This window comes from Synechococcus sp. M16.1, assembly GCF_014279895.1.
Classification (GTDB): domain Bacteria; phylum Cyanobacteriota; class Cyanobacteriia; order PCC-6307; family Cyanobiaceae; genus Parasynechococcus.
This window is the reverse complement of record NZ_CP047954.1, coordinates 1,232,653-1,257,223: the sequence shown is the minus strand read 5'-3', so window position 1 is coordinate 1,257,223 and position 24,571 is coordinate 1,232,653. Positions and strand designations below refer to the sequence as shown.

Genomic DNA, 24,571 nt, shown 5'->3' with positions numbered 1-24,571 from the left:
AGGTGTCGACCGCAGTTGAGAAAAGATCTCAAATCAGGGGCCTTATTGAGAATGACTTGCAATATCGACAAGAGATCTGTACTGTTGCGAGTAATTCTCAATCGCGATAATCCGTGACCGCGTCCGCCTACCGCTTCCTGCCGGACAATCCGATTGCTCCGTTGAGCATGCCCCGCTCGCAGACGGTGCTGATTGATCCATCCGGGCGTGATCAGGCCACGGTTCTTGAGGTGATTGAAGGGGTGTGCCGCGTGTATTGCCCCTGCGAAGAAACGGAGGGAATGACCCTGGCGTTTTTGCAGTCGGGCGATCGCCTGCGCACCGATCGTCTCTGCAGTGATGGCGTGTGCATCGAGGCCCTTACCGCCTTGAAATTTCGGCGTGATGCTGTCTCAACGGATGAGCTGGGTCTTGATGCAGTGAACGAATGGACATTGCAGCTTCTGCGAGTCCGCCATCTCGGTCAGGCAGAGCAGCGTCTTCACGCTCTTTTGGCTCTTTTGGTGAACCGTCTAGGCGTCCGTTGCAGCGATTGTTATCAGCTTCCTTTCCGTCTCACTCATGATCGCTTTGGTGAGCTGATTGGTGCTACACGGGTAACCACAACACGTCTCCTCTCCAAATGGCGTCAAGCGGGTTTGGTGGCTATGGCATCTGGAGATGTCAGCATGCGAATTTCACCTGAGCTCATCGATTCTTCACCACTCCAATTCTGAAAGTTGTGAATTCGCTCGGTTTACTTGGTGACCTTTGCAGCGAAGTTGATTGGATTTGGCGGCGTATGCAATGTGCCACTCGATCAATTCAACGATGCCAGGATCAGGGATTAGTAGAACGACTTCTTGCGGAGATATCTTTCTACCACTACCGATGTTTGTCGATAAAATCTATATTGCCGGAAATTAATTGCTATTCAAAACCGCATTCGATTCAAAGGTTATTGCTTGAAGAAATGCTCCGAAGGTGTTTTAATACTATTCAAATGACATGTTGGATGCACTGAATAAAGTTAGAAAGTATTTGTGGTCTTGTATGTCATCGAATTTCTTTCGTTTAATCTCTTCTATTCTTGAAGAGACGCAGGCTTGTTATTTCCTTGATCAAGCTCATTGTCGATGAGTAATAAAGCTGCAGCTTGATTGTCTGCAAACTTCACGCGTCCAAGAAGGTGCGCGAATTCATGTTCTGACTGGGTTTGCATTTCCACCATCGGGTCGAGAAACACTGTGGTACGCGTGTCGTTCACTCTCTCTGCCATGGAATACAGCTGTTGCAACGAAGCTGTGACATCAACCTCCATTTGAAATGCTGTTGCCATCACATCTGCAGGAGATGCCCAGCTCTGCAGGGGGGCTTCGACCACTTGTAGTGCAACGCTTTGCCCTCGAGTAATGATGTATTCCGCGAATTTTGCAGCATGTACATGCTCGCTGTTGGATTCATCTCGGAAGAATCGGGAAAATCCTCTCAACTCCCGTTCAGCAAACCAGATTGCTGCCGCGAAATAGGAGGCATGGGCTTGCCTCTCCATATTGAGATGGGCTTGGATGGCATTCAGCAGATCAGTATCAATTGCTTCAGCAATTGCTCGACCGGCTGGACCGCAAACAATCGAAGATGAGGGACTTGAATTAGATGTTGCAAACATTTTTTTCCCGCTGATGTTTAAACGATACATACCGGGGGATTGAAATGCACGCTTGGCGTGTCATTTGCACCAAGTTAAATGAGACTCATTATCAATAAACAGTCGATCTTAGAACTTTCTCCTGCAAATAAATCAAAAGTTGCTTTTAACGCCAGCCAGCTTGCGCCATCACTTGAATCGCTTTCTTTTGGTTGGCACCGATCGCGCTGATGGACACATTGTCGGGGGTAAATCGTCCGTACTGTTTCAGCACGGTTGAGGAGCCCTGACTTTTTAGCGGGTATTCGTGGGTTGGTCCAGCAAGCGTCTTGCTCCCATTCCGAGATGAGAGGAATTCAATCAATTTCAGCGCTTCCCGTTTGTTTTGGGCTGAGGTGGCAATGCCCGCTGCACTGATGTTCACGTGTGCTGGATTGGGCATGATCAATTTCACATTCTTTGCCAGCTCCTGATCACCCTTGCCATTGTCTCCGGCTTGCATGCGTGCCAGGTAGTAGTGATTCACAACGCCAACGCCACATTTCCCCTGGCCAACAGCACGAATGAGAGATGTATCTCCGGAGAAGAAGGGCTGCTTGACATTGCCCACCATTGACCTGACCCAGGCTGTTGCTCCGGCTTGACCCTTCAAGACAATTTGGTCAGCAACAAGGGATTGGTTGTAGACATTTTTTCGCTTGCGTAGGCAAAGCTTTCCTTTCAGTTCCGGTTTGCCGAGATCGTTGTAGCTGCTGATCGTGGAGGGGTCAACAAGCTTGGGGTGGATGATGATTGACCGCACGCGCCTTGTTAATCCGAACCACCGGTTGGATGGATCCCGATAGCGCTCGGGGATGTTCGCTTTCAGTGTGTTGCTCTGAACCGGCTGTAGCAATCCTGCATTGGCTGCATCGTTGATGCGCGCAGCATCCACCAACAGAATCACGTCTGCCTTGGAGTTGCTTCCCTCTCGCTTGAGCCGTTCCACCAGAGAGATTCCGGTGGCTTCAATCAGGCGGACTTTGATCCCTGTTTTCTCGCTGAAACGTTTAAAAACCTGTCGGTCAGTGTTGTAGTGGCGGCCTGAATAAACTCGAACTTCCTGCGCACCAACAGCGGCGCATCCAAACAGTGGAGCGACGAGGCAGAGTCCAGCGAGAACCTTCATCATGGCTTTACTCTTCATCTCACCATCATAGGTCTTGGATGTGATCTCACTGAGTCAGTTTGTGCGATGTTTTCGTATCATTTGGTCGGCTGCCTAGGGTGGTGCAAAGGTTTTGCACTCATTGCGGATGGATCATCTTGTGCGTCCACTGCTTTTGCAGGCTGATGTTGATTCCATTCATCAGCAACTGAGTGCTGCCGGCCTGCCTTGGCTGGATGGAAGACTCACGGCGGGAGAGCAAGCGGCTTCGGTTAAAAAGAACCATCAACTTGATCCTGAATCCCCTTTGGCAATTCGGGTGGCGAACTCGGTGTCGAACGCATTGAAAGCAGATCCTTTGATCAAGAGTTTCACTTTGATGCGCAAGGTGCACAGTGTCTTGATCTCCCGCTGTGCACCCGGCGATGGATATGGATGGCATGTGGATAATCCGTTTTCCCGTTATGGCCGGCGCGATCTTTCCTTCACTGTTTTTTTAAGCGAGCCGCCCTCCTATCAAGGGGGAGTTTTGCAATTGCAGATGGGGCAGCATGGTGAAGAATTTCGTTGTTCTGCTGGTGAGGTGGTTGTGTACCCCAGCTCCTTATTGCACTGCGTTACGCCAGTGACGCAGGGGACGCGCTATGCCTGTGTCGGCTGGATCGAAAGCTATGTGAAATCCGCTGAGGATCGTTCCTTGCTGTTCAATCTGGATGCTGGGGCGCGCGGATTGCTGGCCAAGCATGGACGTTCGGATGAGCTTGATCTCATTTTTCAGGCCTATACCAACGCCGTGCGGCGGCTCTCGGATTGATGGTGTTTCAAATGATGCGTTGACCTGACTCATTCGTGGCTGCTTAGGCGCTAGCGTTAATCAGAATGATTTTTTGGCGTTCGACCATGGCCAAACCCTCTGCAGTCACTGTGTTTTTAGCTGCTTCATCTCTGCTGTTGGCCTCAGCTGATTTACCGGTGGTCCAGGCCCAAGATGGCGGCGGATTGAAGGAGTGGTCGACGGATCAAGCTGTCGATGACGACAGTGTGATGAATGAAGAGGCTGAGGCTCTTCTCAAAAAAGCTGAACAAGAAGATGTTTGTGTTCCCATTGGTGAGGGTGAGAACTGCTGGTGAATCCGTGATTCAGGTCGTTTGAGGGGCGCTAGCCCCTCTATTTTTTTGCACAAAAAACGCCCCGTAGGGCGCCATTTGTTTGATTGATGTTGGTAATCAGAATTTGAACGTGGTCTTGACCAGGCCGCCAAACTTGTTGGCACCATCAATTTGATCCTTGCCCTTGGCATCATCAACCCAGAACACTGCAGGAGTGATGGTGATGTTGTCGGTTACAGCGAAGTCGTAGTAAGCCTCGATGGCGAAGTTTTGGTCGCCGCCATTGGGCCGGTCACGAATTTCGGTTGCGTAGCTGGAATAGGAACCGAAGCCCAGTCCCAGTTTGTTGCCGTCCATGAAGGCATTTTTCCAGTTCAGGCCAACCATCCATCCTTTTACGGCCTCGGCATTGCCGTAATACTCACTATCTGCCCAGCCGAAGTCCAGACCCGCGCTGATCGTGGGAATGAATCCATCGTCCTCAGGTGACCAGTAGCCGCGCAGGCCGACGGCGTGCAGCGGGTGAGCCAGGTTCTTAGCAGTGGGGGTTGAATAACCCATAGCTGCTTTAGCGGTCGATGACCCATCAGGTTGGCGTGCATTCTTCAGGGCATAAAGCGCTGAGAGATACCACTTACGGTTGCCGTAGCCAACTTGGCTCAGCAGGTAAGCATCGGTGTCTTCACCAAACATCCCCTCTTTGGATTCGCTCTTGGCACCATCACCACCATCGGCAACATAGTTGACCGCAATGTTGAAGGCTGCATCACCAGGATCAACATCCTGACGCCACTGCACACCAAAGCCCTGACCGGTGCTAGCACCCAGGACAGCACCGTATCCACCCAGTTTGAAGGCCTTGAGGATCGGCTTGTAACGGGTTGGAGTTTCGATCATGTAGTAGTTCTCGATCAAAGGACCAACCGTGACCTTGAACTCATTGCCGATGGGGAAGCTGTACCAGAGCTTGTCCACCTTCAGGGTGTTATCACCACTTTTGGCGTCAGACAGATATGAGTCTGATTCCGTCCAGACGTTCTTCATGTTGCCCGTGCGCAGACGGGTGTACAGCCGATCCTTACCTGTGAAGGAGGTGTCTAAATTCAGGGTGTAGCGGTAAGAGAAGTTGAAGCCGTCGCTTTCGCAAGCTCCGGCTACTTCCTCGTTGCATTCATCACGATCGTCGTATTTAACGGCGCCCATAAAGAAGTCAGCTTGACCACGCAGCTTGGTGGTGGTGGAGAACTGGGTGGCTTCAAGTTCGCCAACGCGGGCCTCGAGGCCGTCAACGCGACCCTTGAGGATGGCCAGCTCGGTCTCGAACTCAGCCATGAGGCGACGCAGCTCGTCGGTCACTTCGGTGACGCGGTCGAGGCAAGCGTTCAGCAGGGCAGCCGCTTCGTAGCGGGTCATGGCACGGTTGCCACGGAAGGTGCCATTGGGGTAGCCGGCGACGCAGCCGTAGGTCTCAACCAGACCAGCCAGAGCCTGATAAGCCCAGTCGGTGGGGTAGACGTCGGAGAACTGGGTGACGCTGGTGACCTGATCAGCGGAAGCCGCGTAATCAGAAACGCCGTTGATGTTCAGCTCGGCGGCATTGGCGCCGGTGGCCAGAAGGCCAAGGGCGGCAGGAGCCACCAGCAGTTGCTGGAAAAGCTTCATTTGATTCCTCACACAGGAAAGCCCATACGGGCGACCCCATATTGCGCTTCCGCTGTTTTGCCTGCTACTCGTTTACTTCATTTCAAAGTAGCTTTTTATACGCCTGCGAGTTCTTTTGATTTAGGCCCTTACTGTTTGTTTGTATCTCCCTGAGTACCCGAAATCTTATGCAGAGGTTCCTTGACTCTGATCAGATGACTTACGAGATTGTGTCTTTTGTTGCTTCTCCAGGGTGGTTCTAACCCAGAGATGAGCAGTATTGTTGTTGAAATGAATGTCTAGGATCTTGGCTGAGTCTTCCGAAAAGCGTCTTTCGATAAATAAGAAAAAGGGTTGCAAGAAATCCAAATGCTCCAAGTGGAAAGGTGGAACATGTCGTTGTGGGCGTTAATTAATTCACGGGTAGAACGATCTGGCCCCTTAGCTCATCAATATAAATTTGACGGGTCTTCCTAAGAGTACTAATCGTTCTTGATACGGTCGATCTCGTAGACCCAACGATTTCAGCAATACGTGCATGAGACAGTGTGTGCTCTAGTAGTAGCCCTTCTGATGTCCTCTTTCCTAGTCTTGTTATTAGTAATCTAAAAAATTTTATCAGTCGATTTTCTAGATTTGTCTCATGCCTCACAATATGCAGTTGAATGATCCAGTCCATAATTGCATCGCTTGTGTCGGGTTCTGTCTTGCTTGTTGATTCAACTGTATATGTTGTGTCTGTTATGGCCTCTATCGAGAGTTCTAGGTTTTTTGGATACTGGAATTTGAAAACATCTGTTTTGCATGTAAAGGCTAAAGTTATGTCTTCTGCGTTATTGAATTGTTTCGCTGCAATCCGGATGACTCCGTTTTTGACTATTAATTCTATTTTCTTTCCGGCTTGAGGCCTTTCTAGGCCGATTGTTTCGGACGGATTCAGGGATATTGGTCTGCCTCTCTTAGGCCGGGAGTCGTTATCTGTATTCATTGATGTGCTGACTTGTGATTTTTGCTACGCCAAGATGCGCTTAATTTTTTTGCTAAAATCTTTTTTCTATGTATCAACAGATTGTTCAAGATTTTGTGCGTGTTTCATGTTTTTTATAGCACGATGTGGCTTGCTGCTTTTGTCTGCTCTTGTGATATTTGCTTTCTTTGAGATAAGATATGACACATTGCGCCGGCGCGATAAAGGGGCTATGTCTGTTAGTTCTCGACCCATAGCGTCTCTTCGGGCTTAGCGTTCTGGAGTGCTTCCATGTGCTCTTCCGTTAGGGCTTGCGCTGCCTGGTCGTGTCCTGTGAGTGAAAGGTGAGATGCGCGTCGGTAGCACCATGCATTGATTTCTCGCAGCGTATTGCTTCTCAGTTGATCATTACTGTTCATGTGCTTTGAGTCGCTGCTCTCGTTATTTTTCTGCTTTCTGATTGATTCGTAGTGAATTTAATTGCTTCCGCTTGTGCTATTTGGCCTATTGCGCTGTGATTGTTGGCGTTTGTCTTGTAATTCTTCTTCTTCATTGCTGCTATTGGGAGTGGCCCTTTGCTTATAGGTCGCTGTGTGATGTGAGAATCATTGTCAATCCTTCCGCATGAATTGTGTGTGGATATGCTGTGTTTGTGTTGGGCTCATCTTTTTTCGGCCTATACAACAGCGAGTTGATTGGTTGTGATGGCTTCCGTTACGCCCTGTGCCTGTCCGCGTTGCACCTGTGAGGTGCAATCGTCCCAAGCCGTTGTTCGCGATGGCCAGAGTTTTTGTTCAGAGGCCTGTGCCACTAGTCACCCCAATCACGAGCCCTGCCATGGCAGTGGCTCCTGCGGCTGCACCTGCGCGGACTGAGGCCACCGGGGTGATTAACCCCCTGTCGTGCGGGCTGGTCTGAGCAGCATCGTCAGCCCAGACACGGTCACAACAATGGTGAGAGCTCCCAGCAGGATTGGGTACACGGGCTGAAGGTTGAGCCATCCGAACTGTCCTGTGTGCAGTTTGAGCAGCCAGAAAGCATCAATGTTCTGCTCCAGCAGCAGGCTGTATAGGGAGCCGGTTCCTGCGGTGATCAGCAGTGGTGCTGCGGCGATCGGCACAAGCCAGCGATGGATGCGCCGCGCCTGCCGGCTGGTTGTTCTGGAGGCTTTCATTGCTTGCGCAGTTGTTGGTGGAGTTCCCGTTCATCAGTGCAAGGCATCCAGCGGTCGTTGTTTTCGTGAACGCTGCTGCAACCGATTTCAGCTGCCCGCTGCCGGGCTTCGGCTTCAGTGGCGTAGAGCCCCTTGCCGTGGGCCATCCCTGGTGTTTGGTTCACCAACAGGGCCAAAACGCCGAAGCTGAGAGCCGATAAGGGTTGGATGGCGCGCATCGGTTCAGAAGCCTTCGCAGTGTTCGACGGCTTTGAGGTAGTTCATCTTGCCGGGGTCTGTGCCTCCCTTGGGATTGATGCTGGCGCGCATGGCGATCTGCGCATCGATGCAGCGGTTGTAGCGATGGGTTTTGACGGCTTGTGGAATCAGCAGAACCGTGATGCTGAGCAAGCTGAGACTGCTGACGGCCGCTAGTACGGGGTAGGCGTGAGCTCGAACCATCTCGCGAGCCGTGAGCTTTTGCTGGTTGTGGTCGACCATGCGTCGCGGTTGATTGATCCCAGCTTGGCGGGCGTTGGTATCGCTTGCTATGGCGCTCCCTGCTTCTCTCGCTAGGGTCATCAGAACCCGATTTTGATCTATGCAGGCCTTGGAGTTCCTCGCCCTTGTGCTGGTGAACTTGGCTCTGACGGTTTATCTGGTTGAAAAAGGGACCAAGTTCTGGAAGGAGAAGCGCCGCCTCAAGCGCCTCGTCAACCAGCACCCTGAAATGAAGGGGGTGCATCCAGATGAGGACGGCCTCTTTGTGTTTGAGAGCGATGATTCGCTCAAGGTGCTCGTGCTGGAGAACAATCAGCCCGGTTCTGATGAGCCCTTCTACGTCACAGAAGAGGATCTCGAAGAGGACTGAATCGGTTGGTGCAGGAATGGAACGATGAGTTCATCACCCAGGCTCAGCATGAGCTCAAGGGAATGGTGGCTGACTGGAAATATGACTACGGCGTGAGTGATCGCGATTGCTCGGCCATGTTGCTTTGGATGCTGATCAAGCTCAATCCCGACGCCAAGATCGATGCTGGCCTGCTTGATCGCTGATGCGACTGTTCGCTAGGTGCAATCACCGATGCCGTTTGGTTCCTGGAGATACAGAATGAACAGGTAACCCCCAGCTCAGAACAGGGGGAAACTGCGTCGAACAGGGGAGGGATTAGGGAACCCTTCCTTTTTTATGCTTTCCTTTGCAGTGTTTGTCCCTGCGCTACATCTGGCGTAAAGCCACAAAAAAGCCCGCCGAAGAGGCGGGCCGGGTGATGGGGGTCTCTCAATATAACGAGCAAGGCCACCACATGCAGCGTTGATGTGTGATCAAGGAGCTCTACATAAGTAATCGTGCTCCCCCTAGATCTGGGGCTGGATGAGTATTATCGGGCCAACGCATCAAGATCTGGTGCTGTGAGCCGGGTGATGGGGATTGCTTCGGCTGGATGAATCGCTCCATGGCTGGAGCGATTTTTTTGTCATCGATGTGAGTGGTGGTGGTGTTCCACCTCTGGCACGTTGCGACTCAGATAAAGGGCGTTGCTGAGCCCCATCACAACGGTGCATCCGGCTGGCCCGCAGACCCGATACAGGTGATTGCCGATCGATTCCACGGTTCCATTGCCTTGAACGGAGTAGGGCAGATGCAGGGTCTCGGCCATGGGATCACGTTTGAAACTGCAGCTGTCCTACGGATCCATGGTTGGACCGGACTGCGACAACCGATACGGGTTTGGCTTTCTTTGCGTCTCTCATCATTCCTTAAGAATTGGGCTCTTTGGCTCTTCATGGTTCAGGTGCCTGGGAAATGGCTGGCCCTGAGCCGATCGAGGTGATCGCTCACCTCCAGATCGGGCATGCGCATCACCCGTTGCATCAGGTTCTGCCGATGGACATAAAGCCCTTTGCATCCCTTCAGCGGTTCGATCAGCAGATCGAGCAGTTGGGCTTTGGCGGTTGTGTTGGTCATGCTCTTGGGTTCTCCTCGGCTCGTGTTCCATCAGCATCGGCAAAACCTGAGGGCCACACATCACCCACTCGAGGGGTTGTGGGGTGGTGATTCCAAGCAATGTCTCCCTCATCTGAGGGGACGTCGTCTGATGTCTCCCCTTAACGTGACCTGTCTTATGGGGGTCCGATGAAGGTTCTGCAATCCGTTCTGGCGTTGTTGCTGGTGCTGGTGCTCGGTTGTGCAACAACCTCAACGGTGTCTGCGGCAACGATTGAGGAGGCGGCCAGTGGTGATCTGATTGCCACGCTGGAAAAGGCGCGGGATGTTCGCGAGCAGGCCGACATCAAGATCCGGGAAAACCTCAAATTGATGGCGTCGAGTTGTCTGTATATGAGTGATTCGTTGAAGGAGTTGATGGCTCTTGAGAATCAGTTTGAAGACCGCCAGATCGAAGATTTCACCGTGGGAATGGCAGACGCGGTTGAGCTGGAGTTGCTCGATGAGGAGTCACGCAAGATCAAAGCGCTTTACCGCAGATCCCACTGTGATGATCCGATCATCCTTCGTGAGCAACTGCGGCAGGCCGATCAAAAGCGCAAGGCCTGAATCAGCAGCAGACCCCCGGTCCCTGTGACGGAGGGGCCGGGGGTCTGTGTCTGAACGGTAGTGTTCAGGGTTGGTGTGGCCGTCCCGTTCCGTTGAACAGGCGGCCTAACTCGCTCGTTTGTGCATGACGCAATCCATCAGATGGGGCTGAAGGAAGGTCGAAGCGTCTGGCTTATGGCGCCTGGGGCCATGTTCCAAGGGGTCGGGTGATGGGAGCTCCTTAGGGCACCTGGCACGGTGCAGATGGAGTGCCGATCGGCCTGGCCTTTCGCACAAGGCCTGTCGAAGGGCGCACCCAACAAGAGGTGTGAAAACTGTTGGAGCAGGGGCCTGAAAGTCAGCTTGCTTCTGACGTCTGCTCGGTTGGATCGTCGTCTCGCATGGACGCCTCCGATCTCGATGCACACAGTCTTGGGGCTGGGCCAGGCCCTGGCAATCAGCACGAACACGCATTGCCTTTCAGGGCAGAACCGGCTGAAAGTGGGGCTGGCGTGGCTGCGATCTGATTAGCCTGAACCACCGCGCGTGGCTGATGACGATTCCCTTCGGCACGCCTGAGCCTTCGGACGGTCTGCTCAACAAGTCGGTGTCATCCACCCGACTGCGCGCCTGGCTGAACACCCGCCTCCGCCAGCTCGCGGTGGGGCAGCGGATTCAGGATGCTCGGGCTTTGCGCAGCGAATTCCTGGTGGAGTGATGCTTGTCACGTGCTGCTTTCTTAAGAGTCAGGGCTTGCCCCACTAACCCTCAAGACGGCTTCGATCGATCCAGGCACACATTTGCTGAAGTGCTTCGTCATCCATCTCCACCAGATGATCGGCCCACTCCTGCATGATCAGTTCGAGGTGATCGGGATTGTGGATGGTGAGCTCTGGTCCAATCAGCACGTACTTAATGCTGAGCAATTTCCAGGCCTGGGACTCGAGCAACCAGGGGTGAGCTGCCGTTAACCGTTCCACCCGACTGATTGGCTGATATTCACTGTCCATGGGCTGATTCAGTGCCGAGGTAACTAGGCCGCCTTCTGGCTTCGCTGATGCGCACGAAGTGAAAGAAAGAGCGCGCGGGGGTTGCCGTAACGCTCAGGTAGAGCTTGATGGAGTCGGTACAGGCGTCGCCAGCAGACGCTCTTGCTGGCTTCGCCTTCTTTCACGCCATCTGCCACCAGGTATTCCATGGCGCGGGTGTACACCGCTTCTGTTTCTCGCAGTTCAGCGAGGGATGGTTCATGGGTGAAGGTGATAGTTGCCATCACTTCTCGACATCACTTATCGCCATCCATTCATGCCCCTTTAGGGACTTGCTCTCTACCCCCATTTGGGGTGATTCAATGGCTCAGATCTGAACCATGCCGCAGCGCATTCCTTTCAGCACCGCCTGAACCCGGTTGTTCACTTCAAGGGTTCGCAGGAGCCGTTTGGTGTAGGTGCGTGCGGTTTCTTCGGTGACGATGAGATCCTCGGCGATTTCTCTATCGGACATTCCGCGGGCGAGGCGGTCGAGAACTTCGTATTCGCGAGGTGTCAGTCGCGGGCAGCTGAGATAGGGAAGTTCGTCGGAGCGTAGTGATGGGCTGCGATAGGAGTGATGTCCCATCACTGCCAGCACAGCTGCTTCAAGAGGTTTGCGGTCTTCGATGATGTCGGCTTCGGCAACCACGGCTTCCAGCCATGGCGCGTTGTCGTATTCCACCGGAATGGCATCGCTTAATGCCAGCACCACGACCTTCAGGCCGGATTGAAGCTCTTGGGCTTTGCGCGCCAACTCAAAGCCGTTGCCTTTTTCAAGTAGATCCGTGCAGAGAAGTAGCTCAAAGGAATCCTTTTTGAGATAACTCAGGCAGGACTCTTCATCCGTAACGGCACAGCCGATACGAGATCGTTCGCTAAAACTTTCGCAGAAGCAGCGCAGGAAAAATCGTCCCTTCATTGCCAAGGCAATGCTTCCGCTGATGGCAACGGAAAGCAGGGGCTCTTCGTCGGGAGACTTGGGCTCACTTTGCAGGTATGGGGTCAGATCCATGGGCTTCCCTGCATCTTTTATCCATCCTTGCGGGCCAATCGGCCCATCTGGTTTCGACCTTCGTCAGTCGTCATAGACGCGGCATTCCGGAGCATCGGGGTTCAGGTCGCAATGCACCTCGAGGGAGGTGGGGTCCTTGTGCTCCTCGGGATGGTGGCTGCGATACGCCTCGAGTCCCTCAAGCTCGGTGGCGTAGTGACGCGCCTTGGCCTCATCACCGCTGGCTTGAGCCTTGGCCAGTTCCTCACGGTCTTTGGCGATGTGGGTTTCGATTGATTCCACGCTCAAAATTGCAATCCAAGCCATCTAACGCGCTGGCTGGATTATTGAGCTACCCCCATCCGGGGACAGAGCAATTGTCCCCATTTGGGAGGCGATAAAACGGCCTCATTCATTGCATAGTTCTGCTCGGCAGCGTGAAGGTTCCATGAGCACATCCAACCTCAGCATCGGAGAGCTCGAAGCCAAATATCCGCTGTACTGCAAGGCCTTGAAGCTACTGATCAAGCAGGGGAAAACAAGCACTGAACTTGAGCGAACACTTTGCTGGGATCGTTTGCGCCTGTTGCACCGATCCTTGCCTCGGCAATACAAATCGCCCGAGCGGTTGATGTTGATGATCCAGGCCGAGTTTTCGTCAGTAACTGATGCCTAAAGAGAGATGATGTCAACCGAAGCTAATGCCATCAGGGCTCAAATTGTGAGCAATGTGATGCAGAGAATTGCCGTCCTTGATCAAGAGCAACGCTATGAAGAGAGCTATGCGTTGACTCAGGAATTCAGGGAGTGGTTGCTAGACCCGCAGATTCAACCGAGCTCGAGGCAGGCCAGGCCATAAATGTTGCGGTCGTGGCCCTCCGGCATCAGGCCCTTGTACATGCGCACAGTCGAGCCCATGGGTTTGAAGCCCTTCGCCGTCGTGATCGTTTTGGCAGATGGGTTATGCCCTGGGGTGTCGATCAGAACGATTCCCTTGTGGCGATCGATGGCGTTGTTCAGCAACAGCGATGCCATGGCGGGATCTTCTGCCAGCCAGGGCCCCACCCGCCAACCTTCACCGATGGGGAGTAGGCAAGGCCGAATGCGCACGTAGCCATGGCATGTCCCCTGGGAATCTCTTGCCACAAACACGTCTCCTGCCCTGTGGCGTAACCACAGTTCAAGGAAATGGGGCCGTGGGCTGATTTCGTGGCGTTCGTCGTAGCGCTGAATCGCCTCGAGAGAGATCTCACGCAGTGGCACAACGGTGATGTCGCTGCGTTGGAGCAGGGTGGTGTTCGGGTGTTCTGATTGGTCGCTGCGGCAGAGCATCTGCCGGCGTGTGGTGATGCAGTCCTTCTGAAATCCGGCTTGCTCGTAGAAACCCACCATCTGGACTGCCGCCTCCAGGCCGACGCACTCCACGCTGTTGAGGGTTTTTAAGGCGTGTTGCCAGAGGCGACGGCCTATTCCCTGACCCCGATGCTCCGGCTTCACCACGAACAGGCCGATGAAGGCGTAGCTGGGGCTGTAGGTAACGGCGGCGATGCAGCCCACTGGCACGTTGTCTTGCCAGGCCAACCAGATTCCCTGGCGATCGGTGTTGGCATAGATCTCAATGTCGCCCATTCCTGGAGCGAAATCCTGTTCACGGGCCATCCCAATCACGACGTCGAGATCGGCTGGCATGAACGGTTTGATCTCAAGCATCACTATTCAGGTGGCGTCAGGCGGCCTGAAGAATCGAATCCACACTGGTTGGATAACGGCGCACATAAGCATCGGTTTCCATAGCGACGATGCGTGCTTCCCGGGGATTGGCCGCCTGGAGTTGCAGTGTGTGTTGGCTTCCGTCGTTTTTCTTGTATCGAACCAGAAAACGTTGTGATGCAGTTGTCATTGCGCTGAGACCTTTCGTCCGATGCGCACGGTTGCTGGCCTAATGGCGCAGGCAAGGGCGTGGAATGGCCGGTGGGTTCCCTCAACAATGAGGCTTCCCATGGGTTGTGCTTGAGCAAGGTCGAGCTTCATGGCTTTGCCTCGAATGGAACTGTCTTACTGCGTCTGAACCCGCTGATTCATCCCCCATCTGGGGACAATTCGTTGTTTGCATCAAACGGCGCGTGGGTGATCCGAACCGTTGCGCTCGGTTCTCCTTTCCCCGCTCATCAGCCTCCCAAGCGACGCTGATGTCGGACGGATGTTCATGAGGGGACCAACCCCTGAGGCTCGCTCCTCAGGGGTTTTTCATGACTGTTCTTGGTGAACAGTTGCTCTCTAGTGTGCTGATCACGACTCCTTTGCCCCAAGGGCTTCTGATCCCCATGACTGCTTCGAAGCTGTTCGATTTCCTCGGCCGGGTGCTGATGGCGGCTGTGTTTGTGAATGCCCTGCCGGCCAAGTTCACCAACTTCGCTGAAACCGCAGGCTTCATCGCCTCCAAGGGCATTCCCGAACCCCTGGCCTCTGTGCTGTTGGTGGCGGCGATTGTGGTGCTGATCGCCGGATCGATCCTGCTGGTGTTCGGCAGCAACACGGTGCTGGGGGCCTCACTGCTGCTGCTGTTCCTGGTGCCCACCACGCTGATCTTCCACACCTTCCCGGTGGACAGCGGCTTTGCGATGAACCTGGCCCTGATCGGGGGGTTGATCCTGGCCATCACCCGTGCCTGGGGCAATGGCGTGCCCAGCTTCACGCACCTGCGCTCCAAGGGTTGATCGCCGGCTGGCTGGCTCAGGGCAGGGCCAGGGCTGTGCCTTCGCGGCGCGGATCAGCGGCCCCCTGCCAGCCAGCACCTATTTTTTGAATCAGAGCGGTGCCGCTGCCGATGCTCTGACGCCGTGGCCTTGCTTCGCTTTTGAGCTGCTGCAGCGGAAACGGCCAGGGCAGCGGTGGATCGCTTTCCAGCACCAGCATTGTGCGCCGGCGCGAGAGATGGGGAAGGCCCACCGCCCGCGCCGGCGGTTCGTTCCAGGCCAAGGACGCCAACAGCACCCGGCTGAGCAGATGGGGAATGCTGCGGCCGCCGGGGCTGCCTAGGGCCAGCACCGGCTCGCCCTTGCGGAACACCAGCGTCGGCGCCATTGACGACATCGGTCGCCGTCCGGGCAGCCGGCGGTTGGCGACCGGTTTGCCGCCAATGCTGGGCTTGAAGGCGAAATCGGTGAGCTGATTGTTCATCACCATGCCTCCCACAAGGTGCCGACTCCCGAAAATCGTCTCCACCGAGGAGGTGTAGGAGGCAATGTTGCCGCTGGCATCCACGATGGTGATCTGGCTGGTGCCCTGTTCGATGCCCTGATCTGGCCTGCCGTAGGGAAAGTGATCGATGCCTGGGGGTAGCCCCGGTGTTGGCCTTGCGCCGTTGGTGCTCTGCATGGTTCTGGCCCGGTAGGCGATGTAGGCCGGATCCAGCAGGGCTGCGCTGGGCACTGCTCCATCGATGGGGTCGTGCACCCAGTAGAGCCGGTCGGCATCGGCCCAGGCCTGGGCGAAGGCCAGCTGCCGCCACACCTGCGGCTCAGCTGCACTGGAGCTGGCCAGGTTGGTGGTTTGGTTCAACAGCGCCAGGGTTTGCAGCAGCGCCAAGCCACCGCTGCTGGGGGGCGGCACCGTGCAGATCCGGTGCTGCAGCTGCTGGCTGCAGAGGGGAGTTCGCCGGACCACGGCATAGCTGCTCAGATCAGCGGAACTCCAGCCGCGGAAGTTCGGCTCGCTGGCCTGCAGGGCATTCACCCCGTCCAGGATCTGCTCCGCCAGAGGCCCTTGATAAAAGGCTGGTCCCCCTTTCCTGGCCAGCAGTTTCAGGGTGCGTGCCAGGGCTGGGTTGCGGAAGGGATGATCCGCTGCTGGTGGCTGGCCGCCGGGCAGGTAAAGCGCTTGAAATGCAGGGCTGTGGGCCACGCCGAAACGCTGGGCCAAGCGAATGGAGCGCAACAGTCGCGGGCTCGGCAGAAAGCCAGCGCTGGCCAGGCGGATCGCCGGTTGCAGGCTTTGTGCCCAGGGCAGCTGGCCGTGGTTTTGATGGGCCTTCCAGAGCAGGGCCACGGTGCCGGGAATGCCGATGGCGTTGGCTTGGCTGGTGGCCTGACGCCAGGGGAGGGGATCCCCCGCGGCATCAAGCAGATCGCCGGGGCGGCTGCGTTCGGGGGCCACTTCACGGCCATCGAGCACTGCAAGCTGGCGTTGCGTGGCATCCCAGTGCAGCAGAAAACCACCACCCGCCAGGCCGGAGCTCTGGGGTTCCACCACCGCCAGCACCGCCTGGGCTGTGACCAGAGCATCGATGGCGCTGCCGCCTTTCTTCAACGTAGCTAGCGCCGCAGTGCTGGCGAGAGGATTGGCGGTGACAACCACGGCGGATCCGCGGGCGGTGGAGATGCCCTTGTGGCCGGGGTCTGTGGATTCCGGATCGTCCCTGCTGATCGGGGCTGCCGATGCTGGGAGGCTGCTCCAAAGGCTCAGCGCCAGCAGCAACGCTTTGAGCTTGCGGAGCACGGCGTTGGATCGGCTGGTTTCAGTCTTGTGGCTCGTGAGGCCTACTGCTGTCCTTCTGATCAAAAAAAAGAGCCGGCCCCTCAGCCCGCTCCTGCTTGACGCATTGAAGGCACCACAGCCTTCACTCCAAGAGTGGATCAGTGGAGGGCCGTTCGAGGTGCGATTGGAGCGTTTCTCAGGGAATTCTCAGGAGGTGGAATAGGCATTTCAGCTCAATGAGAATCATTCCCGCATGGCCGATGATCGTGCCGGCGCGAGCACCACTGCAAACGCTTCTGGAGGGAATAGGGAGCGGGTTCCCTCGCCTGCTCCTCTCCTCTCGGCTGTTAGCGAGAAGCGGCCGTTCTTTAGGAGGAGATGTATCCGCAGGCCCACCTACGGGATACATCACACACCTGATTGGAACTTACCCAAAAAAAGGTTCCCGAAGAGCCCACTCCTCGGGAACGACTCGTGCATGCGAAGAGAACTTAATGCTGCGCAATCTCCCTTAACAATGGGTAATTGTGCTCAGCCCGAGATGGCTGGGTCTCGCTTTGATTGCCCTGGCTCTGAGTCGCTTGGCGCGTCCCAGATATCCAATAAAAAACCCCTGCCTGCTGCAGGGGCGCATAACCGTTTTGTTGTGGAAGATGGGCTCAGAGGCCGAGGAATTTGGCTGGAATTCCATCCAGGCTGTTGTTGCCCATCATCTGGAAGATGACGTTGATCAGCATTCCTCCGATGTGGAAAGCTCCTACCAGAGCCAGGCCTCTCCAAAGTTTTTCGGCTGCTGCTGGGGGCTGATTGTTGGCCCAGGTGCCGGATCCGTTGGTCATCGGTTGATCGCAACTTCAATAACGTTGGCGAAAGAGGCCGCAGGGGGCCAGCACTCGTCACCGAGATTCATCAGCTCAAGGTTGGAGGGCTCTGGCGAGTGCCAAGAAAAGTTAGGTATTGCTGCTCTGGAATAGCTCCACCAATCCGTCGTAAGGATCAAATCATCAGCCCAAAGGAGGCTGTCATGTTTGAGGTTCTTAAGGGTCATACCGGCAGCTGCCAGCGCAGAACCTGCCTGAAGTGGGAAATCAACGGTGAGTTGTCATCTCTTGATCGAAAGAACCTGATGCAGCTGTTGTGCCAAGTGGACAAACAAGCCTGTATCGATGATGTCGGCCTCGAGCTCGACGCAGAGACAGAGATGGAGGGAATGTGATTGACGCTTCTTTCTCTATGCCTGATCGCCCTTTCGTCAAGGCGTCATGGCGCCCATGGTTCCACTCGTACACCCAAGCCCATCACCATGGAGTCCAATGGAAAGGGCTAAGACCAAGCCAAGTGTTTTTCTGATCGCGTCATGCCGGTCCCGCAAGGGATCGGTCTTTTTCGCCATCAGCGCACCGGTGGTGGACAGCGTCGCCAGCCCGTTTTGAGCATCGTGTTCCAGGCTTCGATGGCGTTGTGCCGCAGCATCCGTCGCCGGGTCTGAGGCACCGGCGGGTTGGGCGGGATCCAGTTGTAGGTGCGCACCGCCACCCACTGGGCATGAAAGGTGGATGCATCTGGCTTGAACTGCACCACCTTCTGCTGCTCTGCGCTCACCAGCCAGCCTTCTCCGCCGGGCTGTTGTGGTGGTTCGTGGGTGGCGCGGTAACGGGGCAAGGGGTGGGGCGACGGCAAACAGAAGACAGCTCTGCAAAGCATCTGCTGCCGAGGCGACGCCCCGGCTTCACGATGGCGAATTCGCTGCTTGAACGGTGAGCTATATCGAGCAGGACGCTGGTCAGGCCCAAACGACGCTGGCGAGTCCGACGGTCTATGGATGAATGAGTTGTTGTTGTCCTCGAGGAAAAGAAGCTTGTCTCAGTCAAAATGAGGCTTGAGAGAAGCTTCTGGTGGCCTTGGCTTGCGACCACGGTCCAACCAAGGCAGAGCACCTTTGCATGGGTCGATGTATGGATCGATGTCTTGGCGAAAAATGTTGAGCAATTTTTTGTTTCTGCAAGAAAAAACATAAAGTTTTGTCTTTACTTGATAAGCAAGGATGCGAAGTTCAACGCATTGGTTCGAAAAGTTATTGGGGCTTCATTCTTTTCTCGCATACATTCCGGCAAATCCAGAAAGCGATGCCCTGCCGCCAGGTTGAAGATTTTTCCCAGAAAATTACCTCAGACTTTGCTGCAGCCTGCAGGACTGATGAGCAGAGTGAGGATTGTTTTGGGACTGCTTACAACTACGGTCGCGACCATGTAACCCGTCTGACGCACCAGATCATTCGACTTCAGCGGGAGAGTGGTTTATCGAGAAAGGAAATCGTTGAATCGATCAAAGATCTGGCCAGTCATATGAATGCACTCTCCTATGTGTTTCTTGTGGCGGCCGATGTCGCTGAGAAAGCCCTGGATCATGATTGATCCTGAGGACGCGGCCGCATACAACGAGTCCAAAGAAGATGCTCCTTGCTATGCCCCGCGGGGCGATTTTCTGATCGGTCTTGCTCAGGAAGCGCTTTCCTTTACCAGGAGACGGAAGCTTGAGAAGGAGATCGCCGTGATCAAATCAGCGCTGAAGGGCCATGACAACAAACCCACAACCCGTCGCGCCAGGCAACTCAAAACTCGTCTTGACAAGCTCAAGGATGAGCTGAACAGCGACCCATAGGTATGATTTCCAAGACTCGATGGATTCTTTCCGCCAGGTTGTTCAGACCCTGCTGTATCCGAGCTTGGTTTCAAAGATCTTGAGTGGAAGTCCAAACGACTCCATCAGCTGCCGGCAGTCATCGCCCACCGTTCCGTAAACCTCAACGCTGAAGCCATCGCCAAGTTCCGCATGCTTTTGCAGATATTGCTGAACGGGAGGGTTCGACACATGGGCGCTGAACGCCTCGTCGTTGGCGTAGACCTCTGACCAAACGAACGCCTGGGGATCGTCTGGGTCCTGATCAAAGGTGTGATGAATCATGCCTGGCTCAGAAGCTTGAACGGCTTCGTCGGTGACGCGAGCCAGCTCCAGGTACTGGTCAACACAACCGGGCTTGACGTGGATTCGCGCCAGCAACATGAACGGTGTGGATTTGTCGAAGCTGACCATGGGCTCTCAGGCGGTGCCCAAGTGTTCCATGGATCAGGCTGAAAAACCCCTGGAGGTGCACTCTCCAGGGGAACCCAACATGTGTTCAAGCCACAAATTGATGGGGGCGATCAGGCCGCTAGAGGCTGTTGTTTCAGCGACAAGCGACCGCCAGCCATCGAGTTGTGAACCAGGTCTTCGGCGTAGCGGCGGCCCGCTTGTTGCGCTTCTCGAACGCTTTTAAAATTGCCGACAAAGTCGTATTCCTTTCCATCAACCGTTGCCGCAACCGCATAAAGCCTGTCAGCAACTTTGCTCACAGACCAGCGCAAAAAGCAGGCCGGGGAGTTCTTCTGACTGTGCATACTGTCCTCCATGAAATAACGGGACGACTTAAGCACTTGATTACTTGTTTGATTTCAAAGCTTTAAATATCGCAAATAGGTAATTATATTTCTTTCATGATTTGCTCATCAAGTACACATTGAATCGATTGGTGTGGAGGGGCGTGGCCGAGGTTTTTGAGCAGCTCCCTCTGCCGCGATGGCTGACCTTCAACCAAGCTGCGACTTAACGATGTGGAGCCACGGAACCGCGAGGAGAAGCGAGTCCTCCCCGAGCGATGCGGTATCCGCATAAACACGTTCGCTACGTCACACTGATTTGTGCCCGATGCACTGAATGTCTACAGCTTTCAGACATAAAGAGATCTCCCCATTGATCGCTCTCAACGGGGAAACCCTTCTACCAGCCTCAGGGTCGCTCTCCCCGTGCTGCTCAGCACCACATCTGGTGTGTGGCAACTGAGGGCTCAATGATGAGGCCATTCAGCAGGCTTGTCTGGAAATTATTGAAGATGTGCTGATCCGCCAAAAATTTCGGTAGATCCCGGCGATGGTTTCGACTGATACGGACTGCCTAAAAGCTCGATTGGCCTCGGGAGAACGGCTGGATTCGCTAGACAAACGGACCCAGCAGTTGCCGCTGACATGGGTCCGCGTCCCGGGCTAGGTGCATGAGACCAGGACGAGATACAGATAAGCCATTGGAGCCAGTTGATTCAGCGAAATCCGCTACTCAAATTGCTCCACATGTCATGCGGGCGCTTTGCGGAAATTGGTTGAATACGGGAACCGGTAGCCAAGCTCCATTTCCTCCAGCTGCTCTTCGGCGAGGTAGAGGCTGCGCGTGAAGAAGCACACGTTCTCGCTGTCGCACACCAGAAATTTGCCGGTCTCGATTTTTTGGATGGATGAACCGTGCGGGGTCTGCACGATCAAATCTGCTTGAGCCATGCAGCGTGCTGGCAAATCTCCCCTGTCATGGCTTTCATCGTTTTCGTTTGGTCGTTACAACGCTCACACTTCGACAATGTCATTCACTCAAGTTTCTTGGTAACAATAGATACTCGGGTTAAGCGATAAAAAGAATCTTTCGCGCCAGCCCAGAAATGGGCTATTTACTGTCTCGTTTGGAAATGATGCGATGAAGTGGCTGCTCTCGAAACTCGGTTTACTCAAGCAGCACAAAAAGCCCCAGGATCTCCAGGACGACCTCTCGTTTTTCAAGACCTCGCTTCAGGCCAATGCCATTGCATGTCAATGGCTTCTGAGGAAGCAAACGCATCTCATGCTAAGGCAAAGCAAAGGATCAGCGTTGATGATCAGAATCAGGGATGCATCCGGTGATGGCACGGTTGCAAGCAAGTTGGTGGAGCTCAGCCTCAAGGCAACGCAAGCACAGATAGAAGCCCCATCTGCAAGCGGTCAGATGCTTCTTGAGCTTGGTTATCGCACGGTTGGTGGTGACTTCATCACGCTTGAGTATTCCTTCATTGACCTGGGCCCCAAAAAAATTGTGCAGCCAGAGTTGACCAATTGGTTCAGCAACGAATCGGACAATATTCACCAAGAGATGTACGACTTGGCCACCAAAGGAACATCCCTTGGTGGATCTGAAGTCATGCCCCTCAGCCGTTAAGGGGAATTGCTCGTGTGTGGGGTGTGAATGTTGTGAGTGATGAAACAACCAGCCACTGACCTGTTGATCAAGACGGGAAAAGGAACGAAATAGGCCGGTTGCCCTCTTTGTATTTCTGTGCGGCACCTTTAGAAAAAGATCAGACGAAGGGAGGCTCAGATGCTTCACACCCTGTTACTCACAGCTGTGGCCTGCGCAGCAATCGTTGGCGTGATGGTCCTCCTCTACGGCACTGTTCGGTGGATGCAGAACACCTAGTGACGTCCGGTATTTTCGGAGGTTCGATGGGTCGGCTCACAACAACACTTGCGTATGAGCTGGCGATCTAAGCCTGGGGTTTCATGCCGCATGCGTCGACGCCTCATAACCCGCCAAGAAAAGACCTCTGAAGTTTGTCCTCCTTCAGAGGTCTGCGCCCCTTGTTTGACACTTCCCCCAAGGTGGGGTCGGTTTAACGCCAACGGAACGGCGAGGTTGTAAAAATGATTCTCATTCTTTGATGATCGTTCTCAGTGAATACTCATTTGAGTTTGGTTAATTTCGTGTTTGTGGTTTGCTGCACCGTCATAGCTTTTTAATTATTGGAGAAGCTCATGCATTTTCCTCCAGAAGCCCAGCAAAAGCGCTTATCAAAAGCGTAGTTCTTGCATCTAGCGAAGGAAGCAGAAGTCGAGGCAAACAAGCCACGCTGGAGCGTTATCTCCGAGCGTTATCTCCATCAAGTTAAGTAAGCCTGAGATCGATTTCGTTGTCGGCTGTTTCCGTCAGGTGAGTTGGCAGCGCGTTACCGCATCACCAGCGTGATCGCTTGGACTGTGTTGACACAGCCCCTTGCGTTTTGATCGGAAGCCGATAAACAGGGTCATCTGCGCATGAGCCGGGTGTGATGCCCCGGCTTTTTTTGTCCTGCGCTTTTTTCTATGAAGCCTGGGGAGAAATGGAACAGGGTCAAAGGGAGGAGCTGGGAGACATGTGCTGTCGTTCTGCAGCTCGGCACCTACCACAGATCATCAGTGGCTCAGCTGGGTGGATCTGAAAAAACCACAGCTGGGTGAGGCACGCCATCAACACATTTGCTGGTTTTGCCCCAGAAGGCAATGAGCGTTAACTCGGATAGCCATTAACCGCTGACGGGTGGAAAGTATGTCCATCGAGATCGGAGGAGCCCATGACGGCCGACACTCCACCTGAGCAAAGAGCAGAAGCAGACTGACTTTCTGGCCCCTGCTCCAACAGTTTCCACCCACCCGTGAGGCTGGTCTTTTGACGAGGCGAGCGAAACGCCACGCTAATCGACACTCCAACTTGCACCGTCCCGTAGGCCAAAGCTTCACCGCCTCAGGTGCCCCGGAGCTTCATCAGCCACACCCCTGGACCCAATGGCCCCAGGTGCCACCACGCCAGACGCTTCGCCCCTCGCCAGAGATGGCACTACGACTTGACCTCTGCTCCTGATGGGATGGAAGGGACAGTTGGTGTCGGAAGCGAGGAATAAGAGAGGCCACCTCATTCCTGTCGTAGGTGGGCTGGCCTCTCAACACCCGATCACATCACGGGTTCAACCATGCACAAACGAGCGAACTAGGCCGTCTCTTCCAGCTGGGAGGGGCGGCCTTCCACCTTGAGAGCAGATCACTGTTCGCCTACGACCACGTGTTGTTTTTGCAGGGGCGTTCACCTCTTTTCAACTTCAGCCACATCGCTTTCTCAAGTGCCGTCAGCTTTGGAGACGTCTCATGCAAGGCAGCTTCGGCATGTCGCTTGGCAGCAAGGATGAAGCTGTCAGTTTCGTCTATTCCATCGAATCCCCTCTCCCTAAAGAGGACGATGCACGCAACGTAGACATACGAATCCTGCGTGCATCGAATGCCAGTGAGCCCTCAGTTCAAGAGATGGCAAGAGCTGACTCGGACTCCCATCACCCAATCAAATCTTGACCGTCGCGAACGATTGCTCTCACATCGTTAGTGGTCTGGTCAACAACTCTGTAACTGCACGCTTTAACCCTCGACATGACACGTGCCCGCAGATAGGCCCTCACCTCCGTTTTAAAGCACAAATCCTTAATCCAATGATCAGGAGCGTCCTCTTGTTGGATGCAGTACAAGGCTCGTCCTGAGTCACTCCTATCGGTGCTAACACAGCTTGGCTGCGATAATCGAGGATTGATCAAGCAGCTTTCTCGTCTGCAAGAGCGGTCATCAGGAGCGCACGGCACTGGGCGGGTCGCAAGTTGAATTCATCGATCAGCAGGCGTTGAATCGCGCCATGTTTTCTTCGTTCTCGCGCCAGCTCACGGGCACGTTGGATTTGTTCTGAGGAAAAGGTCATTCCCCCCTCGAAGCAAGTGAGTGGTATTGCGTGACAAGCCCTCCAGAGCGTGATGGCTTTAATCAGGGGATCTTGGTGACATTCAGACCAGGTGTCTTCTCAAGAAGTCGCCGAACTTCCTGCATTCCCCTGACCACATGACAGACCCCTTCCTGGTCGCAGACCCTGTAGTACTCAAAACCTTCGGGCGCGTTGGTGAGCTTGGTCGGACTCATCTCATTCATCCAGTTTTGGCCTGTGTTTTGTCTGCTGCCTCGGCACGAAGGAAGCGTTTGTGTTGAGGTGACTCAAGACCAGTCATCTGAGTGCTCGGCCTTTCCAGAGGTTTGTCCTCGGCCTTGCGATCTGGCTTGTCCAACCCCATCAACAGGGGATGCATTCCTCTTCTGCTCATTGTTGAGACCTCCGATGCAGATCTCGCGTCTTGGTCTTTCGGCCCTTCCGCGTGAAACGAATCTCTCATCCAAATGAGAAGCCTGATACCCCCATGCGGGGGTATTGGTGCATAG

The 24,571-nt window shown here is 54.5% G+C and carries 37 protein-coding genes; 14 read left to right on the top strand and 23 right to left on the bottom strand.

Annotation, left to right across the window (positions count from 1 at the left end):
- The first annotated feature begins 167 nt into the window (after positions 1 to 167).
- The gene (locus SynM161_RS07290; protein WP_115162219.1) at positions 168 to 716 is read left to right on the top strand and encodes a Crp/Fnr family transcriptional regulator; all 549 of its coding nucleotides are present in this window, start codon (positions 168 to 170) and stop codon (positions 714 to 716) included.
- A 347-nt stretch (positions 717 to 1,063) separates the two neighbouring features.
- Here SynM161_RS07290 and SynM161_RS07285 read toward each other — a convergent pair whose 3' ends face one another.
- Positions 1,064 to 1,648, bottom strand: coding sequence for a ferritin (locus tag SynM161_RS07285; protein ID WP_186542597.1), 585 nt, complete (start codon positions 1,646 to 1,648; stop codon positions 1,064 to 1,066).
- A gap of 145 nt (positions 1,649 to 1,793) precedes the next feature.
- A complete protein-coding gene (locus tag SynM161_RS07280) occupies positions 1,794 to 2,813 on the bottom strand; it encodes an extracellular solute-binding protein (RefSeq protein WP_370593038.1) in 1,020 nt (339 codons plus the stop codon).
- Between the two features lie 109 nt (positions 2,814 to 2,922).
- Here SynM161_RS07280 and SynM161_RS07275 point away from each other — a divergent pair, with 109 nt between their 5' ends.
- Both SynM161_RS07275 and SynM161_RS07270 read left to right on the top strand, forming a co-directional pair.
- Positions 2,923 to 3,588, top strand: coding sequence for a Fe2+-dependent dioxygenase (locus SynM161_RS07275; RefSeq protein WP_186540554.1), 666 nt, complete (start codon positions 2,923 to 2,925; stop codon positions 3,586 to 3,588).
- Positions 3,589 to 3,674: 86 nt separating this feature from the next.
- Entirely contained in the window at positions 3,675 to 3,905 is a 231-nt protein-coding gene (locus SynM161_RS07270; RefSeq protein ID WP_186540552.1) for a hypothetical protein, read from the top strand.
- Positions 3,906 to 4,001: 96 nt separating this feature from the next.
- Here the strand turns inward: SynM161_RS07270 and SynM161_RS07265 are convergent, their stop codons facing one another.
- Positions 4,002 to 5,546, bottom strand: coding sequence for an iron uptake porin (locus SynM161_RS07265; RefSeq protein ID WP_186540550.1), 1,545 nt, complete (start codon positions 5,544 to 5,546; stop codon positions 4,002 to 4,004).
- A gap of 391 nt (positions 5,547 to 5,937) precedes the next feature.
- Positions 5,938 to 6,204, bottom strand: a complete 267-nt coding sequence (locus tag SynM161_RS12220; protein WP_370593138.1) for a helix-turn-helix domain-containing protein — start codon at positions 6,202 to 6,204, stop codon at positions 5,938 to 5,940.
- A gap of 992 nt (positions 6,205 to 7,196) precedes the next feature.
- Here SynM161_RS12220 and SynM161_RS07255 point away from each other — a divergent pair.
- The gene (locus SynM161_RS07255) at positions 7,197 to 7,367 is read left to right on the top strand and encodes a conjugal transfer protein TrbI (RefSeq protein WP_186540546.1); all 171 of its coding nucleotides are present in this window, start codon (positions 7,197 to 7,199) and stop codon (positions 7,365 to 7,367) included.
- A gap of 14 nt (positions 7,368 to 7,381) precedes the next feature.
- Here the strand turns inward: SynM161_RS07255 and SynM161_RS07250 are convergent, their stop codons facing one another.
- Genes SynM161_RS07250 through SynM161_RS07240 form a run of 3 tightly spaced genes read right to left on the bottom strand, consistent with a single transcriptional unit; the run spans position 7,382 to position 8,146 of the window.
- Entirely contained in the window at positions 7,382 to 7,666 is a 285-nt protein-coding gene (locus SynM161_RS07250; RefSeq protein ID WP_186540544.1) for a hypothetical protein, read from the bottom strand.
- Entirely contained in the window at positions 7,663 to 7,884 is a 222-nt protein-coding gene (locus SynM161_RS07245) for a DUF3721 domain-containing protein (RefSeq protein WP_186540542.1), read from the bottom strand. Before SynM161_RS07245 ends, SynM161_RS07250 begins: the two co-directional genes overlap by 4 nt.
- A 4-nt stretch (positions 7,885 to 7,888) precedes the next feature.
- Positions 7,889 to 8,146 carry a hypothetical protein gene (locus SynM161_RS07240; RefSeq protein WP_186540540.1) on the bottom strand — a complete coding sequence of 86 codons (258 nt, stop codon included), beginning with the start codon at positions 8,144 to 8,146 and terminating at the stop codon, positions 7,889 to 7,891.
- A 100-nt stretch (positions 8,147 to 8,246) separates the two neighbouring features.
- On the opposite strand from SynM161_RS07240, the gene SynM161_RS07235 reads away from it, so the two are divergent.
- Together SynM161_RS07235 and SynM161_RS07230 are read left to right on the top strand one after the other, a co-directional pair.
- A complete protein-coding gene (locus SynM161_RS07235; protein ID WP_186540538.1) occupies positions 8,247 to 8,516 on the top strand; it encodes a hypothetical protein in 270 nt (89 codons plus the stop codon).
- 8 nt (positions 8,517 to 8,524) lie between these two features.
- Positions 8,525 to 8,701, top strand: coding sequence for a hypothetical protein (locus tag SynM161_RS07230; RefSeq protein ID WP_255441738.1), 177 nt, complete (start codon positions 8,525 to 8,527; stop codon positions 8,699 to 8,701).
- Between the two features lie 422 nt (positions 8,702 to 9,123).
- On the opposite strand, the gene SynM161_RS07225 is transcribed toward SynM161_RS07230, so the two are convergent.
- On the bottom strand, positions 9,124 to 9,306 hold the full coding sequence (locus SynM161_RS07225; RefSeq protein ID WP_186540536.1) for a hypothetical protein: 183 nt from the start codon (positions 9,304 to 9,306) through the stop codon (positions 9,124 to 9,126).
- Positions 9,307 to 9,437: 131 nt separating this feature from the next.
- On the bottom strand, positions 9,438 to 9,614 hold the full coding sequence (locus SynM161_RS07220) for a hypothetical protein (protein ID WP_186540534.1): 177 nt from the start codon (positions 9,612 to 9,614) through the stop codon (positions 9,438 to 9,440).
- 168 nt (positions 9,615 to 9,782) lie between these two features.
- Here SynM161_RS07220 and SynM161_RS07215 point away from each other — a divergent pair, with 168 nt between their 5' ends.
- Both SynM161_RS07215 and SynM161_RS07210 read left to right on the top strand, forming a co-directional pair.
- Positions 9,783 to 10,202 carry a hypothetical protein gene (locus SynM161_RS07215; protein ID WP_115009208.1) on the top strand — a complete coding sequence of 140 codons (420 nt, stop codon included), beginning with the start codon at positions 9,783 to 9,785 and terminating at the stop codon, positions 10,200 to 10,202.
- 532 nt (positions 10,203 to 10,734) lie between these two features.
- The gene (locus SynM161_RS07210; protein ID WP_011364523.1) at positions 10,735 to 10,899 is read left to right on the top strand and encodes a hypothetical protein; all 165 of its coding nucleotides are present in this window, start codon (positions 10,735 to 10,737) and stop codon (positions 10,897 to 10,899) included.
- Positions 10,900 to 10,942: 43 nt separating this feature from the next.
- Here SynM161_RS07210 and SynM161_RS07205 read toward each other — a convergent pair whose 3' ends face one another.
- The 4 genes from SynM161_RS07205 to SynM161_RS07190 all read right to left on the bottom strand — a co-directional run bounded on the left by SynM161_RS07205 (position 10,943) and on the right by SynM161_RS07190 (position 12,506).
- On the bottom strand, positions 10,943 to 11,191 hold the full coding sequence (locus SynM161_RS07205; RefSeq protein WP_186540532.1) for a hypothetical protein: 249 nt from the start codon (positions 11,189 to 11,191) through the stop codon (positions 10,943 to 10,945).
- 23 nt (positions 11,192 to 11,214) lie between these two features.
- Positions 11,215 to 11,454 carry a DUF3136 domain-containing protein gene (locus tag SynM161_RS07200; protein WP_186540530.1) on the bottom strand — a complete coding sequence of 80 codons (240 nt, stop codon included), beginning with the start codon at positions 11,452 to 11,454 and terminating at the stop codon, positions 11,215 to 11,217.
- A gap of 83 nt (positions 11,455 to 11,537) precedes the next feature.
- A complete protein-coding gene (locus SynM161_RS07195; RefSeq protein ID WP_115132776.1) occupies positions 11,538 to 12,224 on the bottom strand; it encodes a response regulator transcription factor in 687 nt (228 codons plus the stop codon).
- A 63-nt stretch (positions 12,225 to 12,287) separates the two neighbouring features.
- Positions 12,288 to 12,506: a CP12 domain-containing protein gene (locus SynM161_RS07190; protein ID WP_115162222.1), complete on the bottom strand. Its 219-nt coding sequence runs from the start codon at positions 12,504 to 12,506 to the stop codon at positions 12,288 to 12,290.
- A 145-nt stretch (positions 12,507 to 12,651) separates the two neighbouring features.
- Between SynM161_RS07190 and SynM161_RS07185 the strand changes: the two genes are divergently transcribed.
- Positions 12,652 to 12,879, top strand: a complete 228-nt coding sequence (locus SynM161_RS07185; RefSeq protein ID WP_186540528.1) for a DUF3136 domain-containing protein — start codon at positions 12,652 to 12,654, stop codon at positions 12,877 to 12,879.
- A 152-nt stretch (positions 12,880 to 13,031) separates the two neighbouring features.
- Here the strand turns inward: SynM161_RS07185 and SynM161_RS07180 are convergent, their stop codons facing one another.
- Together SynM161_RS07180 and SynM161_RS07175 are read right to left on the bottom strand one after the other, a co-directional pair.
- Complete coding sequence (locus SynM161_RS07180) at positions 13,032 to 13,913, bottom strand: GNAT family N-acetyltransferase (RefSeq protein WP_186540526.1); 882 nt, start codon at positions 13,911 to 13,913, stop codon at positions 13,032 to 13,034.
- Between the two features lie 16 nt (positions 13,914 to 13,929).
- Entirely contained in the window at positions 13,930 to 14,103 is a 174-nt protein-coding gene (locus SynM161_RS07175; RefSeq protein ID WP_186540524.1) for a hypothetical protein, read from the bottom strand.
- A gap of 424 nt (positions 14,104 to 14,527) precedes the next feature.
- Between SynM161_RS07175 and SynM161_RS07170 the strand changes: the two genes are divergently transcribed.
- On the top strand, positions 14,528 to 14,920 hold the full coding sequence (locus SynM161_RS07170) for a DoxX family protein (protein ID WP_115161890.1): 393 nt from the start codon (positions 14,528 to 14,530) through the stop codon (positions 14,918 to 14,920).
- Between the two features lie 16 nt (positions 14,921 to 14,936).
- On the opposite strand, the gene SynM161_RS07165 is transcribed toward SynM161_RS07170, so the two are convergent.
- Together SynM161_RS07165 and SynM161_RS07160 are read right to left on the bottom strand one after the other, a co-directional pair.
- Positions 14,937 to 16,700 carry a gamma-glutamyltransferase family protein gene (locus SynM161_RS07165; protein ID WP_255441737.1) on the bottom strand — a complete coding sequence of 588 codons (1,764 nt, stop codon included), beginning with the start codon at positions 16,698 to 16,700 and terminating at the stop codon, positions 14,937 to 14,939.
- A gap of 638 nt (positions 16,701 to 17,338) precedes the next feature.
- Entirely contained in the window at positions 17,339 to 17,518 is a 180-nt protein-coding gene (locus tag SynM161_RS07160; RefSeq protein ID WP_115009204.1) for a hypothetical protein, read from the bottom strand.
- 185 nt (positions 17,519 to 17,703) lie between these two features.
- Here SynM161_RS07160 and SynM161_RS07155 point away from each other — a divergent pair, with 185 nt between their 5' ends.
- Positions 17,704 to 17,895 (top strand): hypothetical protein, encoded by a 192-nt coding sequence (locus SynM161_RS07155; RefSeq protein ID WP_186540520.1) that lies wholly within the window; start codon positions 17,704 to 17,706, stop codon positions 17,893 to 17,895.
- Between the two features lie 176 nt (positions 17,896 to 18,071).
- Here SynM161_RS07155 and SynM161_RS07150 read toward each other — a convergent pair whose 3' ends face one another.
- The gene (locus SynM161_RS07150) at positions 18,072 to 18,359 is read right to left on the bottom strand and encodes a DUF1651 domain-containing protein (RefSeq protein WP_186540518.1); all 288 of its coding nucleotides are present in this window, start codon (positions 18,357 to 18,359) and stop codon (positions 18,072 to 18,074) included.
- A 341-nt stretch (positions 18,360 to 18,700) separates the two neighbouring features.
- On the opposite strand from SynM161_RS07150, the gene SynM161_RS07145 reads away from it, so the two are divergent.
- Together SynM161_RS07145 and SynM161_RS07140 are read left to right on the top strand one after the other, a co-directional pair.
- Positions 18,701 to 19,093: a hypothetical protein gene (locus SynM161_RS07145; protein WP_255441736.1), complete on the top strand. Its 393-nt coding sequence runs from the start codon at positions 18,701 to 18,703 to the stop codon at positions 19,091 to 19,093.
- Positions 19,086 to 19,340, top strand: a complete 255-nt coding sequence (locus SynM161_RS07140) for a hypothetical protein (protein WP_186540516.1) — start codon at positions 19,086 to 19,088, stop codon at positions 19,338 to 19,340. Before SynM161_RS07145 ends, SynM161_RS07140 begins: the two co-directional genes overlap by 8 nt.
- Positions 19,341 to 19,382: 42 nt before the next feature.
- Here SynM161_RS07140 and SynM161_RS07135 read toward each other — a convergent pair whose 3' ends face one another.
- The 3 genes from SynM161_RS07135 to SynM161_RS07125 all read right to left on the bottom strand — a co-directional run bounded on the left by SynM161_RS07135 (position 19,383) and on the right by SynM161_RS07125 (position 21,046).
- A complete protein-coding gene (locus SynM161_RS07135) occupies positions 19,383 to 19,772 on the bottom strand; it encodes a putative quinol monooxygenase (RefSeq protein WP_115161896.1) in 390 nt (129 codons plus the stop codon).
- A 110-nt stretch (positions 19,773 to 19,882) separates the two neighbouring features.
- Positions 19,883 to 20,071: a hypothetical protein gene (locus SynM161_RS07130; protein WP_115132832.1), complete on the bottom strand. Its 189-nt coding sequence runs from the start codon at positions 20,069 to 20,071 to the stop codon at positions 19,883 to 19,885.
- 774 nt (positions 20,072 to 20,845) lie between these two features.
- Positions 20,846 to 21,046: a hypothetical protein gene (locus SynM161_RS07125; RefSeq protein ID WP_186540514.1), complete on the bottom strand. Its 201-nt coding sequence runs from the start codon at positions 21,044 to 21,046 to the stop codon at positions 20,846 to 20,848.
- Positions 21,047 to 21,236: 190 nt separating this feature from the next.
- On the opposite strand from SynM161_RS07125, the gene SynM161_RS07120 reads away from it, so the two are divergent.
- Positions 21,237 to 21,731, top strand: coding sequence for a hypothetical protein (locus SynM161_RS07120; RefSeq protein WP_186540512.1), 495 nt, complete (start codon positions 21,237 to 21,239; stop codon positions 21,729 to 21,731).
- A gap of 2,169 nt (positions 21,732 to 23,900) precedes the next feature.
- On the opposite strand, the gene SynM161_RS07115 is transcribed toward SynM161_RS07120, so the two are convergent.
- Together SynM161_RS07115 and SynM161_RS07110 are read right to left on the bottom strand one after the other, a co-directional pair.
- On the bottom strand, positions 23,901 to 24,062 hold the full coding sequence (locus SynM161_RS07115; RefSeq protein ID WP_170951390.1) for a hypothetical protein: 162 nt from the start codon (positions 24,060 to 24,062) through the stop codon (positions 23,901 to 23,903).
- Between the two features lie 62 nt (positions 24,063 to 24,124).
- Positions 24,125 to 24,277: a hypothetical protein gene (locus SynM161_RS07110; protein ID WP_186512982.1), complete on the bottom strand. Its 153-nt coding sequence runs from the start codon at positions 24,275 to 24,277 to the stop codon at positions 24,125 to 24,127.
- Positions 24,278 to 24,571 lie beyond the last annotated feature (294 nt).